General features: G+C 60.9%; 14 protein-coding genes and 1 tRNA gene. 3 read left to right on the top strand and 12 right to left on the bottom strand.

The annotated features are described in order from the left end of the window. Window positions 1–70: 70 nt before the first annotated feature. Window positions 71–1519 (top strand): serine hydrolase, encoded by a 1449-nt coding sequence (locus tag ACN9MZ_RS21565; RefSeq protein ID WP_426338952.1) that lies wholly within the window; start codon window positions 71–73, stop codon window positions 1517–1519. A gap of 53 nt (window positions 1520–1572) precedes the next feature. Here the strand turns inward: ACN9MZ_RS21565 and ACN9MZ_RS21570 are convergent, their stop codons facing one another. From ACN9MZ_RS21570 to ACN9MZ_RS21585, 4 genes are all read right to left on the bottom strand, one after another. Further along, the gene (locus ACN9MZ_RS21570; RefSeq protein ID WP_426338953.1) at window positions 1573–1836 is read right to left on the bottom strand and encodes a hypothetical protein; all 264 of its coding nucleotides are present in this window, start codon (window positions 1834–1836) and stop codon (window positions 1573–1575) included. A gap of 19 nt (window positions 1837–1855) precedes the next feature. After that, window positions 1856–2968: a serine hydrolase domain-containing protein gene (locus ACN9MZ_RS21575; RefSeq protein ID WP_426338954.1), complete on the bottom strand. Its 1113-nt coding sequence runs from the start codon at window positions 2966–2968 to the stop codon at window positions 1856–1858. A 219-nt stretch (window positions 2969–3187) separates the two neighbouring features. Further along, window positions 3188–3263, bottom strand: a tRNA-Asn gene (locus ACN9MZ_RS21580). A 37-nt stretch (window positions 3264–3300) separates the two neighbouring features. Then, on the bottom strand, window positions 3301–4503 hold the full coding sequence (locus ACN9MZ_RS21585) for an amino acid aminotransferase (RefSeq protein WP_426338955.1): 1203 nt from the start codon (window positions 4501–4503) through the stop codon (window positions 3301–3303). Between the two features lie 110 nt (window positions 4504–4613). On the opposite strand from ACN9MZ_RS21585, the gene uvrB reads away from it, so the two are divergent. Further along, window positions 4614–6680 (top strand): excinuclease ABC subunit UvrB, encoded by a 2067-nt coding sequence (gene uvrB / locus ACN9MZ_RS21590; protein WP_426338956.1) that lies wholly within the window; start codon window positions 4614–4616, stop codon window positions 6678–6680. A gap of 138 nt (window positions 6681–6818) precedes the next feature. On the opposite strand, the gene ACN9MZ_RS21595 is transcribed toward uvrB, so the two are convergent. The 5 genes from ACN9MZ_RS21595 to ACN9MZ_RS21615 all read right to left on the bottom strand — a co-directional run bounded on the left by ACN9MZ_RS21595 (window position 6819) and on the right by ACN9MZ_RS21615 (window position 10847). After that, window positions 6819–7478 (bottom strand): peroxiredoxin, encoded by a 660-nt coding sequence (locus ACN9MZ_RS21595; protein ID WP_426338957.1) that lies wholly within the window; start codon window positions 7476–7478, stop codon window positions 6819–6821. A gap of 70 nt (window positions 7479–7548) precedes the next feature. After that, complete coding sequence (locus ACN9MZ_RS21600) at window positions 7549–7863, bottom strand: hypothetical protein (RefSeq protein WP_426338958.1); 315 nt, start codon at window positions 7861–7863, stop codon at window positions 7549–7551. Next, entirely contained in the window at window positions 7860–9155 is a 1296-nt protein-coding gene (locus ACN9MZ_RS21605) for a TolB family protein (protein ID WP_426338959.1), read from the bottom strand. The genes ACN9MZ_RS21600 and ACN9MZ_RS21605 overlap by 4 nt, the downstream gene beginning before the upstream one ends. 103 nt (window positions 9156–9258) lie before the next feature. After that, window positions 9259–9855 carry a MarC family protein gene (locus ACN9MZ_RS21610; RefSeq protein WP_057259514.1) on the bottom strand — a complete coding sequence of 199 codons (597 nt, stop codon included), beginning with the start codon at window positions 9853–9855 and terminating at the stop codon, window positions 9259–9261. Further along, window positions 9852–10847, bottom strand: a complete 996-nt coding sequence (locus ACN9MZ_RS21615; protein WP_426338960.1) for a hypothetical protein — start codon at window positions 10845–10847, stop codon at window positions 9852–9854. Before ACN9MZ_RS21615 ends, ACN9MZ_RS21610 begins: the two co-directional genes overlap by 4 nt. A gap of 151 nt (window positions 10848–10998) precedes the next feature. Here ACN9MZ_RS21615 and ACN9MZ_RS21620 point away from each other — a divergent pair, with 151 nt between their 5' ends. Further along, window positions 10999–11439, top strand: a complete 441-nt coding sequence (locus tag ACN9MZ_RS21620) for an FKBP-type peptidyl-prolyl cis-trans isomerase (RefSeq protein ID WP_426338961.1) — start codon at window positions 10999–11001, stop codon at window positions 11437–11439. A 54-nt stretch (window positions 11440–11493) separates the two neighbouring features. Here ACN9MZ_RS21620 and ACN9MZ_RS21625 read toward each other — a convergent pair whose 3' ends face one another. The 3 genes from ACN9MZ_RS21625 to ACN9MZ_RS21635 all read right to left on the bottom strand — a co-directional run bounded on the left by ACN9MZ_RS21625 (window position 11494) and on the right by ACN9MZ_RS21635 (window position 14620). Continuing rightward, complete coding sequence (locus ACN9MZ_RS21625) at window positions 11494–12039, bottom strand: phosphoribosyltransferase (RefSeq protein ID WP_426163072.1); 546 nt, start codon at window positions 12037–12039, stop codon at window positions 11494–11496. A 104-nt stretch (window positions 12040–12143) separates the two neighbouring features. Continuing rightward, entirely contained in the window at window positions 12144–13454 is a 1311-nt protein-coding gene (locus tag ACN9MZ_RS21630) for an adenylosuccinate synthase (RefSeq protein ID WP_426338962.1), read from the bottom strand. A gap of 5 nt (window positions 13455–13459) precedes the next feature. Continuing rightward, window positions 13460–14620 carry an ATP phosphoribosyltransferase regulatory subunit gene (locus tag ACN9MZ_RS21635; protein WP_426338963.1) on the bottom strand — a complete coding sequence of 387 codons (1161 nt, stop codon included), beginning with the start codon at window positions 14618–14620 and terminating at the stop codon, window positions 13460–13462. Between the last annotated feature and the right edge of the window lie 54 nt (window positions 14621–14674).

Here is a 14674-nt window from a genome sequence, read left to right on the forward strand (position 1 = left end):
TTACCGCATTTATTTTGGTCCGACCAATATCCAAAGGCAAATAAACTTGACAGTATGCCATCGTTGAAAAATGAGAAAAATCCTGATCGCCCTGCTTCTGCTATTCGCCCTGCCCGCAAAAGCCGACCGCGCCGCCGACATCGACCGCCTTGCCAAGCGTTACCACTCCCTTGGCCAACTGGATGGCGCGGTACTGGTCGCCGACCATGGAAAAGTGGTTTATCACCGCGCCTTTGGACTGGCCAACCGCGAATGGAAAATTCCCCACACCACTGACACTGTTTTTCGCGTCGCCTCGTTGACCAAGCAATTCACCGCGACCCTGGTCATGCAACTAGCGGAGCAAGGCAAGTTGCGGCTGGGCGACCCGATTGGTAAATACGTGCCCGAACTTGATTCGGGGATTGGCAGGCGCGTCACGCTGCACCATTTGATGAACCACACTTCCGGCATCGTCGACTACGCAAATTACCCGGGCTTCTGGGCTAACCGCCTTGGCGAAAAAGTGCCGAAGGCCGATTTCCTCGCGATCATCAACCGCCCGCTGGAATTCGAACCCGGCAGCCAGGGCCACTACAGCAGTTCCAACTACACGCTGCTCGGCTGGGTCATCGAAAAGCAGACCGGAAAGACGTACAGCGAAGCCCTGGATAGCATGATCCTGCACCCTGCTGGCATGCAACGCACAGCATATGACGCGCCGGACCGCATCATCCCGCGCAAGGCATCCGGCTATGTGCGTGCCCTCGGCGAATACCGTCCCGCTGATCCGCTCTGGATTCCGAACGTCGGCGCCGGCGGCGGCGTCGCCAGCACCACCGGCGACTTCTTCAGGCTCGATCGCGCCCTGGCCGGTAACACGCTGCTCAAGCCCGAATCAAAACGGCAGATGTTCACCGCCTATGTCAAGGATGATGTGTGGGGCGACCTCGGTTATGGCTACGGCTGGCTGGTTGGAACGCGCACCATTGCCGGCAAGCCGCGCCTGGTGCACGAGCACGGCGGCAACGCCAACGGTTTCCGCACGTTGGTCACGCGCTATCCGGAAGACGGCAAGCTAGTTGTCATCTTCCTCAACGAAGGCAATGGCAACAAGGGGCCGGAGATTTATCGCATGCGCCGCGATTTCACCGACGTCCTGTATGGCCAGGCCGTTGCGCAACCCAAGCCCTCTTTGAATGATGTGCTGGCTGCAGAAATTCGCCACGCCGGCTCCGACGCGGCATTGGCACGCTTCAAGATCTTGCTGGCGCAAAGCGACACGCCGGAGGACGGCGATGCGTTGAACCGCCTGGCCTACCAATACGCCGAAGCCGGACAAGCGGCGACCGGCATCGCTATCCTCCAGCGCGCAAGCGAGCTTTTCCCGCGCGACGGCAACCTGCATGACTCCATGGGAGAGCTGTACCTGGCGCTGGGCGAGAATGCCAAGGCCATTACGGCCTATCGGCGTGCGCTGCAACTGGATCCCGGCAATACGAACGCTGTGGCCATCCTGAAAAGGCTCCAGCCCGAATAGGACGGATCAGTACCGGCCCTGGCAAGTCCGGTATTTATTGTGAACTGGCGCGCCTAAAACAAAAAGCCTCGTGCTTGCACACCGGCTTCGGTCAGTTGCCGAGCATGCAATTCGGCCCAGAAATGCAAAAAGCCCAACCGGTTAAGGCTGGGCTTTTCGGCTTTCTCGCTCCCTGGAGTCGAACCAAAGGGTTGGGTTTTTAGCATACTGCTGAATTCTGGCTCCCCGACCTGGACTCGAACCAGGGACCTGCGGATTAACAGTTCGGCGGTATCAACCTTGATTCCACTCAAGAGCAGCTTGCGCCAGAACGTCATGGTGCACCGCCATCGAGGTTTATTTGGCCGGAGCCAGTGTCGGGAACAAGGTGCCCAGCATCCCATTAATGACCACATCGGCGCCCATGTCTTCGAATGCATTGGCCACGGCGAGCACGCCGCTGTCCTGCTCGGGGAATAGAACGACTACCGCAAGCCAGTTGCCATCCGACCCCTGATGCACCAATACCGGCCCCTTGCGCCCGGCGATTGACGCTTGCACTCCCCAGTCGAGACCTGCCCCACTACCCGGCTGAGCCGTTTGCATCAGCTTATAGCTGGCAGGCAGCAACAGCTTGCCCTTTCCTTTAGCACCAGCCAATTGGTCGAGATTGAAACGCGCCCAGTCAGCGAGGCTCATGTGCAGGAATCCAGCCGGCGCATACATGGCCGGCACGCCATCGGCTTCCAGTTTGACCTCCAGTTTCGGCTTCCCTTTGGCGTGGCCGCGGATCTGGCCATCATGGGTCGCACCGCTACCTGCGGTGGTCATGCCAAGGGGCCCGAAGACCTCAGCCTGCATCAATTCATCGTAGGTTTTTCCGGTGGCGTGTTCGGCAATGGCTGCCGCGATCAGGAATCCGGTGTTGCTGTAACTAAAGGCCGAACGCGGTTTCCGCGCTGGTTTTTCCTTGAGTGCCGAAGTGATGTAAGCCAGGCGCTGCTGCGTCAACGCGCGGGTATCTCCAAAGTAGGTGTTGAGAGCCTTGGTATTGCGCAAATCACGCGGCAGACCGGCTCTGTGCGACAACAGATCGATCAGCGTGACCTGACGATATTCCGGCCGCATGGCCTTGGCGAGATCGGGTAACATTTTTTCGAGGGACGCATCCCAAGACAGGGTACCCCCTTCGACCAAACGCGCGATCATGGCCACCGTCATCACTTTGCCGGTTGAACCGATCACCCACACATCATCCTGCGTGACGGCGTCCTCACCATCATTGCGGCGCACGCCAGCGACTGCCTGGTCTTCGACCTGCCCGTTACGCATCACTAGCACGCCAGCGGCGGGGACCTTGGTGCCAGCCATGGCCTTGGCTAAGACGGCATCGAGCTTCTCCGCAGCACTGGCGGAGATTGCAGTGGTCAGGATCAGGGCCGCAGCGGCGGCGAGGAAACGAAAGCGCATATTCTCTCCATCATGTTGGGCTTTTGCCAATGAAACGGAGTCTACAGGCGATCCGATTACGCCCACCCGTTTCGTGCGATGATCTGCAATATCAGTTGCCTGAGCCGTTACTTTTCGATCGCAAACCCGGCTTATGGAATAGAACGTCGCCATTCGGATGCAGAAAAGGAACCAGAATGCAAAAAGCCCAACCGGTGAAGGCTGGGCTTTTCTGTATTCTGGCTCCCCGACCTGGACTCGAACCAGGGACCTGCGGATTAACAGTCCGTCGCTCTACCGACTGAGCTATCAGGGATCACTCTCCGACCGCGTTGCGATCAGAGAGCAGCATATTAAAGTACCTTCGCGATGGCGTCAACTACCACATCAATATTCTTCGAATTCAACGCTGCAACGCAGATACGGCCGGTGTCCACAGCGTAGATCGACTGCTCGCGCAGCTTGCCCACCTGCTCCTTGGTCAGGCCGGAATACGAGAACATGCCGACCTGCTCACGCACGAAGTCGAAATCGTGGCCAGGCGCCTTGACCTTCAGCTTCTGCACGAAGGTTTCACGCATTTCCTTGATGCGCACGCGCATGCCGGCCAGTTCGTCTTCCCACATCTGGCGCAGTTCTGGGGTTGCCAGGGCGGTTGCCACTACCTTGCCGCCATGGACCGGTGGATTGGAGTAGTTGGTACGCACCACGCGCTTCAGTTGCGACAGCAGACGCGAAGCTTCTTCGGCGGAAGCAGCCACCACGCTCAGGGCGCCCACGCGCTCGCCATACAGCGAGAAGGATTTGGAGAAAGAGTTCGACACCAGCAGCGCCACGCCGGTGGCGGCGAAGCGGCGCACTACGGCGCCATCTTCCGCGATGCCGGCGCCGAAGCCCTGGTATGCCATATCCAGGAACGGCACCAGGCCGCCGGCGACTACAGCGGCGATCACCTCATCCCACTGGGACTGGGTCAGGTCGGCGCCGGTCGGGTTGTGGCAGCAAGCGTGCAGCACGACGATGGAGCCGCGCGGCATGGCCTTCAGGGCAGCCAGCATGGCGGCGAAGTTCACGCCATGGGTGGTCTCGTCGTAGTAAGCGTAGTTGTTGACCTTGAAGCCGGCGCTTTCGAACAGCGCGCGGTGGTTTTCCCAGCTTGGGTTGCTGATGTAAACCTCGGAATCCGGCGAGAAGCGCTTCAGGAAGTCGGCGCCGAGTTTCAGCGCGCCGGTACCGCCCAATGCCTGCACGGTCACTGCACGTTTCTCTTGAATTACGGCACTGTCGGCACCAAATACCAGCTCTTGCACGGCCTTGTCATATGCAGCCAGGCCTTCGATCGGCAGGTAGGTGCGCGGGGCGTGCTGTTCGATCAGGATTGCTTCCGCCTTTTCCACGCACTTCAGCAGCGGCACTTTGCCATTGTCGTCATAATAGACACCTACGCCCAGGTTAATCTTCGCTGGGTTAGTGTCTGCATTAAAGGCTTCGGTGATGCCGAGGATCGGGTCGCGCGGGGCCATCTCGATGGCGCTGAAAACGGAAGGGTTCGTCATGATAAGTTTAGTAACGTTTGAAGGCGGGTCGATGCAAAAGCAAGCCGGCACCCGAACAAAATCCGGTCAGGGCCGCTGACAATCGCATATTCTATCAAAGGTCTGCAGTAATGTCTGATTCCCAAAATACCAGTGCTCCGGCTTCGGAAGTTATCACTTTCCCGGATTCGCCTTACCGGCTGCACCAGCCCTTCCCTCCCGCCGGTGACCAGCCGACCGCCATCGATGGCTTGTGCGAAGGAATTGAAGACGGCTTGTCGTTCCAGACCCTGCTCGGGGTGACGGGTTCCGGCAAGACCTACACCATGGCCAATGTGATCGCGCGCATGGGCCGGCCGGCCATCGTGTTCGCGCCGAACAAGACGCTGGCGGCGCAGCTGTATTCCGAATTCCGTGAGTTCTTCCCGGAGAACGCGGTCGAGTACTTCGTGTCGTACTACGATTACTACCAGCCGGAAGCCTACGTGCCGCAGCGCGACCTGTTCATCGAAAAGGATTCGTCGATCAACGAGCACATCGAACAGATGCGCCTGTCCTGCACCAAGTCGCTGATGGAGCGGCGCGACGTGGTGATCGTGGCGACAGTGTCGGCCATCTACGGTATCGGTAATCCGAACGAGTACCACCAGATGATCCTGACGCTGCGCGCCAAGGACCGCGTGTCGCAGCGCGACATCATCGCGCGCCTGATCCAGATGCAATACACGCGCAATGAAATGGACTTCGGCCGCGGCACCTTCCGCGTGCGCGGCGACACCATCGACATTTTCCCGGCCGAACACGCCGACCTGGCGGTACGCCTGGAAATGTTCGACGACGAGCTGGAATCGATCCAGCTGTTCGATCCGCTGACGGGCAAGGTCAAACAGAAGATTCCGCGCTTCACTGTCTACCCGGGCTCGCACTATGTGACGCCGCGCGCCACCGTGCTGCGCGCTATCGAGACCATCAAGGACGAACTGCGCGAGCGCCTGGAATTCTTCCGCCGCGAGAACAAGCTGATTGAAGAACAGCGCCTGGAACAGCGCACCCGCTTCGACCTGGAGATGATGGCGGAGGTCGGCTTCACCAAGGGCATTGAGAACTACTCGCGCCACCTGTCCGGCGCCAAGCCGGGCGAGCCGCCGCCAACCCTGGTCGACTACCTGCCGCGCGATGCGCTCATGTTCCTGGACGAGTCGCACGTGCTGATCGGCCAGTTGTCAGCCATGTACAACGGCGACCGTTCGCGCAAGACCAACCTGGTGGATTACGGCTTCCGCCTGCCATCGGCACTGGACAATCGACCGTTGAAGTTCGAGGAGTTCGAGTCGAAGATGCGACAGACGGTTTTCGTCTCTGCCACTCCGGCCGAGTACGAGAAGAAAAATGCCGGCGCCGTGGTTGAACAGGTGGTGCGCCCGACCGGCCTCGTCGACCCGCAGGTGATCGTGCGCCCTGCCCGCACCCAGGTCGACGACTTGCTGGGCGAGATCAACGACCGCATCGAGAAGAACGAGCGCGTACTGGTCACCACGCTGACCAAGCGCATGGCGGAGCAGCTGACCGAATACCTGGGCGACCATGGCATCAAGGTGCGCTACCTGCACAGCGACGTGGATACGGTGGAGCGCGTGGAAATCCTGCGCGACCTGCGTATCGGTACCTTTGACGTGCTGGTGGGGATCAACCTGCTGCGTGAAGGCCTGGACTTGCCGGAAGTGTCGCTGGTGGCCATCCTGGACGCTGACAAGGAAGGCTTCCTGCGTTCGGAGCGCTCACTGATCCAGACGATCGGCCGTGCGGCGCGTAACCTGAACGGCGTTGCCCTGCTCTACGCGGACAATATGACCGATTCGATGAAGCGCGCAATCGATGAAACCGAGCGGCGCCGGGCCAAGCAGATCGCCTATAACGAGAAGATGGGCATCGTGCCGCGCGGCGTGAAGAAGATCATCAAGGACATGATCGATGGCGTGTACAGCAGTGCCGCCCGCGAGCAAATGGTGGTCGCCGAAGAGGCGGCGAAATACGAAGCGATGAGCGAGAAGCAGATCAGCAAGGAGATCAAGCGGCTCGAGAAGCTCATGCTCGATCATGCGAAGAACCTGGAGTTCGAGAAGGCGGCGCAGGTGCGGGACCAGCTGCATCATCTCAAAGAGCAACTGTTTGGCGCTCCGGGGGCTGATGCGCTTTAAAACCGGTAAACCCGGGTCAGACCCAAGGGTCTGACCCAGTCTACCCGGCGGCCTCGGGTCTCGGTTGCGCGCCGTTGATCTTCGTCGAAACTCGAAGGTCCCGCCCCCCCCGCGGCCATGAGGCCCCGCCTTACCGGTTTAAGACGGCTGCTTGACGATACGCAGGTAAGGCTTAGGCGCCTTCCAGCCGCCTGGGAACAAGTTCTTGGCATCATCATCGCTGACCGAACCAGCGATAATCACGTCTTCCCCATGCTTCCAGTTCACTGGCGTCGCCACCTTGTGCTTGGCGGTCAACTGGATCGAATCGAGCACCCGCAGGATCTCGTCGAAATTACGGCCGCTTGTCATCGGATAAGTCATCATCAACTTGATCTTCTTGTCCGGGCCAATGATGAATACTGACCGCACGGTCGCGTTGGTGGCAGCGGTGCGGCCATCCGAAGTGCCCGGCTCCTCGGCCGGCAGCATGTTGTACAGCTTTGCCACTTGCAAGTCGGTGTCGCCAATCATCGGATAGTTCACCTTGGCACCCTGGGTCTCTTCAATATCGCTGGCCCACTTGCTGTGGTTCTCGACCGGGTCGATCGACAGGCCGATGATCTTGGTATTCCGCTTGGTGAACTCCGGTTCGATCTTGGCCATGTAGCCCAGCTCCGTGGTGCAGACCGGCGTGAAATCCTTCGGATGCGAGAACAGGACGGCCCACTGGTCGCCAATCCATTCATGGAAATCGATCGGGCCCTTGGTAGTCTGGGCCTTGAAGTTTGGTGCGGTATCGTTGATGCGCAGGGACATGGCAGCTCCTTTAATGATTGGCATGGCGGGATCAATATCGTGCCACGCCGTCATTATCAAAGCAACATGTTTAGTCTAGAAGTTTGCCAAACAGCGAGACGCCATCGCCGATCAGGTCGATGACATCCAACCCGGTCGCCACGCCATCGATGACGTCCGATGCTGCGCTGCCCTGGGCCTGAGGGCGCGGTGCGGGATGCTGAGCAAGGCGCTTGCGTGCCTCTTCCATGCGCGCATGTTCCGCGTCGCGTTGTGCGATCATTTCCGGTGCAAGCCTGGCCTCGGCAGGCAAGTCGGCGCCGCAATACAGGCAGCGGGCCACGCAGCGATTCAAAATGCCACGGTTGCAGCCTGTGCAGCGGAACATGGGTTCAGGTTGTTTCATGCCGGCATCTTATCATGCACCAGTACTGCGCCGACCAGGTCTCCCTGCGCGACCAGTGCCGAGCGCCCTTGCGCATCCAGCACAAACAGGCCACGACCGTTGCTGTAGACAATGGTGCCGCCCGGCGTCATATCAAACGAACTTACATTGTTCGCCACCACCGCCTCGCCACCGCTGCGCGTGCGGCGCACCAACTGCCACGACGACGGCACCAGCGAAGGAATGCCACCAATGCTGGCTTCCTGGCGCAGCGCACGCTCGGCGTCGATGCGCTTGCCCTGCAAGACGATGTCTTTCATGTCCGCCTGCATCGGCATGCCGCTTGCACCAGTCAGCGGTTTGCGCGAGTACATCAGCGAGAAGAAATTCAGATAATGGAACACGGCCCGCAGCAGCCGGAATGGGAAGAACAGCGTATCCAGCACTACATTGCCGGCGTTGTACTGCGGCGGTTCATAAGGACGGCGAATGAAGAACAGCGCCCCATCCGGCGCCACGCGTGGCGACAGGAAGTCGTAGCGCGGATCTTCCAGCACCGACGTAATGCGGCCGGTCGCAGTATTCAATTCCTGCAGCGTCACATGGCCCGTTGCAGCCCAGCCGCCGTGCTGGTCGCGTCCAATCGCCGCGGATTGGTAGATGACTTTGGTCTCGTCACCCGGCACAGGCGTAGGCGCGGAATCGATCGTATCTCCGCCGGTGAGTTCGCGCAGTCCATCGCCATTGCTGCGCATGGTCGCGATATGGCTGACGCCACCACGCGCACGCAGCGTGCAGACAATCGTCTCGCCGGACGGCGACAGGCACAAATCATCGAGCTGCAATTGCTGGCGATGCAGCAGGCGTTCTTCCTGCCCGCTGGCGGTGTCGTACGAGAACAGCCCGCCCATGCCATGGTCTGCCTGGAAGTACAGCAGTTTGCCGTCTCCGGTGAACAGTGCCGACGAAATCAGGAAAGGATCGGTGTGATGATCGAAGTCGCGGTAATTGCCTTGCGCGGCGACACCGAAGGCAGTGTCTTTCTTCCACGCGTTCTTTTCGCGGCTGCGTTCCGCGCGGTCCATCGCCTGCTGTGCATATGGGCTGGAAATCTCCTGCACTGCGCCATAACCGCCCTGCACGAACAGCTTGCCGTTGGAGACCCAGCCAAGCTGCACCGGCGGCGCGTTGCCGCCCATGGCTTGCGCCGGCGCCGGCGCTGGCGCACCGGCTGGCTGCACATATTGGTTGGTCGACTTATAGAACAACACAACCAACAACACGACGATTCCCAATATGATCAGGACATGCATAGATCACCCTATCTGTGGCGCCGCGGCGCGGCAAATTCGGATGATTATATTGCCATTGCCCGACAGAAAAAGTCACGGAAAATCACGAGGCGTTACTGCCGCTTTAAAGCGTCTTGACGAACTCGCGCACGCCGCCCAGCAGCATCTCGATCGACATCGCAGCGAGGATCAGCCCCATCAGGCGTTCGAAGGCCGTCATCACCTGCGAACCAAGGGCCTTTTGCAAGCGCTCGGCGCCGAGGAACACCACCAGCCACACCACAACCACGGCGGCCAGCGCCGCCACGTGCATCAGCACTTCGCCGGTGCTCTCGCGCGAGAACAGCAACACCGTCGCCAGCGCGGATGGACCTGCCAGCGCGGGGATCGCCAGCGGCACGATGAACGGCTCCCCGCCCTCCTGCTTGCCCAGCACTCCGTCCGGATGCGGGAACACCATGCGGATCGCGATCAGCAGCAGTATCACGCTGCCCGCGATGCGCAGCGAGGCTTCCGACAGGCTCAGGGCCTTGAGGAAATGGCTGCCGAAGAACATGAACACCAGCAGCACAACGAACGCAATCAGGCACTCGCGCACCACGATTTTCGGGCGGCGCTTGGGCGGCACCGTGGCCAGCGCCGACGCAAAAATGGGAACGTTGCCGAACGGGTCGGTTACCAGCATCAGCAGGATAAAGGTCTGGAAGAAGTCTTGAGTCATGACTGCGAGTTTACACCACCGGCTTGCGTCGGCGAAGTGGCGGCTGAGGCGCCCTTGCCCAGTTTTCGGTCGCAAGCCTCGGCACTGGCCACGTCCGGCCACAGCTCGGGCATGATGCGCTCGCCAAGTTCCTGGCGCAGCCGGAGGTAAGTCTCGCGGTCATTGGCACGGCAGGCGAACGAGGCAAACTTGTTGCGGCCGCGCAGGTCTTGCGGATGCCGCTGCAGCAGGTCTTCAAAACCGCCCTTCACCATGCGCCATTCCGGCATGCCGCGTTGCTCGCGGAACTGGATCGCATCGCTGCCATTGCCATCTTCGCGCCAGTACAGGCGCGCGTACATGGCCCCGCCCTCCACTGCCTTGGTGAAGAACACGGCGCGCCGGGCAAACTGGTCGAACTGCACCGCACTGCCGCCCGAACGCGGGCTGTAGGCGCGCGACATGGCGAAGTGGATCTGCTGGTCGTTCGGGAAAGCCTGCACCGCGTCGAGGTATGCGCTGGCGGCACTGCGGCGCGAACCGGCGCCCTCCAGCTGCAGGCTGATGTTCAGGCTATGCCACAGCGGGCAGACATTGGCCTGCGCCTTGACGTGCTGCAGACGCGCTACGCCGCGCCCCAGCTGCTCCTGGTAAAACGCCATGGCCTCTTTCCGCAAGTGGCCAACGGCGCCCAGGCGCAGTTGCGAGGAATAGGCGCGCCAATAGATCGCTTCGACCAGCGCCTGCGCCAGCGCATGGGGCGCTTGCTGGCGCCATTGCTCCAGCGCGTTGCGGTCGGCTTCCCAGGTTTGCGTGCTGCGGAAATAGCTGTCGAATTGCGCTTCGAAGCCAGCCGGGTCGGACGTGCACGACTCGCGCAGGCTGCGCTCGATGGCGTCGAATTTGTGCTCGGCCCAGTGCTTCTGCAGTGCGGCAGGTTTGGCGGCCTGGGCGCCGCCCGGCTCCGGGGGCGACACCGCCAGCATCACAGACAACAACATCGAAGGAAACATCGACTATCCTGGCAACAGCAAAATGATGCCAAGAATTGTATAGTCATTTCCTTATAGAAACATCCCAAAATGCCGATAGCTGCTAGTTTTTTCGCAATTTGTGGCGGATTCAGTACACTCGCTTCTTTGCCATTTATTTTGAAAGAAGAACATGAAGCGACTGTTTTCCGCCTGCCTTATCGGCGCAAGCCTTACCCTGGCATTGGCCGGCTGCGAGCGCAGCAATCCACCGGCGCAATCCGAAGCCGCCGCCATTCCGTTCCAGAAGATTGATACCGTTGTCGGCACCGGCAAGGAAGCGCTTGCCGGCGCTAACGTTGTGGTCAATTACACCGGCTGGATTTACGAACCGAACTCGCCGCAGCAGCACGGCGCGCAGTTCGATTCGTCCATCGGCCGCAAGCCTTTCAGCTTCCCGCTCGGCGCCGGACAAGTGATTCCAGGCTGGGACCAAGGCGTGCAGGGAATGAAGGTGGGTGGCAAACGCACCCTGGTCGTGCCTGCTTCCTTGGGCTATGGCAGCAACGGCATCGGTCCGATTCCGCCGAACTCGAACCTGATATTCGACGTCGAGTTGCTGGAAGTACGCTGATAAAAAAAAGCGGAAGGACTTGCGCCCTTCCGCTCTTTTCTGGAGCCAGCGCTATTACGCGCCGGTCTCGCCTTTCTTGATCCACGCCGCCAGCTGGTGCGGGCGCAGGCCGTCGTAGTCTTCGAACGGCTGGTGGATCCATGGGTTGTGCGGCAGTTCTTCCATCTGGTAGTCAGGCTTGAACGCGGAGCAGCCCTTGGTCCAGATCACCGCCGAACGCACTTCGGTCACGCCTTCAAAGTTGTCCTTCAGGTGCTTCATCACCTTGGTCAGGGTCACGCCGGAATCAGCCAGGTCGTCCACCAGCAGGATCTTGCCGGACAGCGGGCCCTTGGTCATGGTCATGTACTTGGCGATATCCAGGTCGCCGCGCACGGTGCCAGCTTCTTCGCGGTAGGAGCTGGTCGACAGGATCGCCAGCGGCACGTCGAAGATGCGCGAGAACACGTCGCCAGGACGCACGCCGCCGCGCGCCAGGCACAGCACCATGTCGAACTTCCAGCCCGATTCATGGACCTTCAGCGCCAGGCGCTCGATCAGGCGGTGATACTCGTCCCAGGAGACCCACAGGTGCTTTTGGTCGGATTGCGGAGTGCTCATTATTGCTTTTCCTTCTCTCTGAAATTGGAAAGGCGGGTCATTGACCCGCCCTACTGTCCGGCGCTGGCCGGTACGGGCGGACTCGTGGCCCGCCTTGCAATGCGTTATTCGAACGGGTGGCGCAGGACGATGGTCTCTTCGCGGTCAGGGCCGGTGGAAACCATATCGATCGGCACGCCGACCACTTCTTCAATGCGCTTGACGTAAGCACGGGCAGCGGCAGGCAGCGCGTCCATCGACTTGGCGCCGACGGTGCTTTCCTTCCAGCCTGGCATTTCTTCGTAGATCGGCTGGCACAGCGCAGCGTCTTCGGCGCCGACCGGGAAGATGTCGACCTGCTTGCCGTTGATGGTGTAGCCGGTGCAGATCTTCAGGGTTTCCAGGCCGTCCAGCACGTCCAGCTTGGTCAGGCACATGCCCGACACGCCGTTGATCTGCACCGAGCGGCGCAGCAGCGCTGCGTCGAACCAGCCGCAACGACGGGCACGGCCGGTCACGGTACCGAACTCGTGGCCCACGGAGGACAGGTGGTGGCCAACGCCTGCATCGGTCGGCAGTTCGGATGGGAACGGGCCGGAACCAACGCGGGTGGTGTAGGCCTTGGTGATGCCCAGGATGTAGTGCAGCATGCCAGGACCAACGCCAGCGCCGGCAGCAGCGTTACCTGCCACGCAGTTCGACGAGGTGACGAACGGATAGGTGCCGTGGTCGACGTCCAGCAGCGAGCCTTGCGCGCCTTCGAACAGCAGCGAGCCGCCAGCTTTATGAGTCGCGTACAGGGCGGACGACACGTCGGTCACCATCGGGCGCAGGCGCGGCACGTAGGCCAGCGCATCGTCCAGGGTCTTCTGGTAATCGATCTTCGGAGCCTTGAGGTAGTTTTCCAGGACGTAGTTATGGTAGTCCAGGTTCTCTTTCAGCTTCTCTGCAAAGCGCTCCGCGTTCAGCAGGTCGGCCACGCGGATCGCGCGGCGGGCGACCTTGTCTTCGTATGCAGGGCCGATGCCCTTGCCGGTAGTGCCGATCTTGGCCGCGCCGCGGGCGGCTTCACGCGCCGCGTCCAGCGCGGTGTGGTAAGGCAGGATGACCGGGCAAGCTTCGGAAATCTTCAGGCGGGAAGCTACTTCCACGCCGGCTGCTTCCAGCTTGTCGATTTCGCGCAGCACGTCAGGCACGGACAGCACCACACCGTTGCCGATGTAGCAGGCCACGCCTGGGCGCATGATGCCCGAAGGGATGAGCTGCAGGGCGGTCTTGACGCCGCCGATCACGAGGGTGTGGCCCGCGTTGTGGCCGCCCTGGAAGCGCACCACGCCCTGGGCGTGTTCAGTCAGCCAGTCGACGATCTTGCCTTTGCCTTCATCGCCCCACTGGGTGCCGATAACAACAACGTTCTTTGCAGTTTTGTTTGACATCACAATTAACCTAAGTTTTTGAGAATCCAGTTACTACCACTTTCGTCGAGCACCAGCGCGCGATCGCACTCGAACTCGTCCTGTTCATCGTTGTGACCCGGCAGCGACTGGATCACAACTTCGCCGGACTTGCGCAGCTCGGCGATTTTTTCTTTCAATTCCGGTGCATTGCCCCATGGCGCGCGGATCGAATGCTTGCGCTCCGCGGTCGGCAGCAGGCGCGCCAGTTCGCGCAGGTCCAGCGAGAAGCCGGTGGCCGGACGCGCGCGGCCGAATGCTTCGCCCACGTGGTCGTAGCGGCCGCCGCGTGCTACCGCATTCGGCAGGCCCGGCACGTACAGGGCGAACATGGCGCCGCTCTCGTACTGGTAGCCGCGCAGGTCGGCCAGGTCGATCGCCACTTCGGCACGGCCGATGGCAGATGCCGCCAGCGCAGCCAGTTCTGCCAGCGCGTGGGTAATGCCCGGCAGTGACGGCAGCACTTCGCGCGCGCGCTTCAGCACTTCGACGTCGCCGTACAGGTTCGGCAATGCCAGCAGTGCGGCGCGGGTCACTTCGTTGTACTTGGCAGTCTGCTGCTGCAGCCCCGGCGCATCCTTGCCGCGCAACAGGGCCACGATGGCGTCGTAATCCCTGGTCGCGGCAGGATCCTGCGCCAGGATCGCGCGCAGCACGCCGACGTGGGTCAGGTCCAGGCGCATGTCGGTGAAACCAGCCAGCGACAGCGAGCCGAGTGCCAGTTCCTGGATTTCCGCGTCCGCTTCCAGGCCGGCATGGCCGTAGATTTCGGCGCCGATCTGATAAGGCTCACGCGTCGAATGCAGGCCGGACGGACGGGTATGCAGCACGGAGCCGGCATAGCACAGGCGGGTCACGGTGGCACGATTCAGCAGGTGGGCGTCGATGCGCGCCACTTGGGTCGTCATGTCGGCGCGCAGGCCCAGCATGCGGCCGGAAATCTGGTCCACCAGCTTGAACGTGCGCAGGTCCGTGTCGGTACCGGCGCCAGTCAGCAGGGACTCGACGTACTCCAGCATCGGCGGCATCACAAGCTCGTAGCCGTACAGCCGGAAGTTATCCAGCATCAGGCGGCGCAATTCCTCGATCTTGCGTGCTTCGGATGGCAAGACGTCGGCAATATATTCAGGCAAAAGCCAATTCGGCATGGTTGGTGCTATTGAATTAAAAACAACGCAGGCGCAACTACGCCATCCGGAAAA

The sequence above is a fragment of the Pseudoduganella sp. S-14 genome (genome assembly GCF_049913285.1).
Taxonomy (GTDB): domain Bacteria; phylum Pseudomonadota; class Gammaproteobacteria; order Burkholderiales; family Burkholderiaceae_D; genus Rugamonas.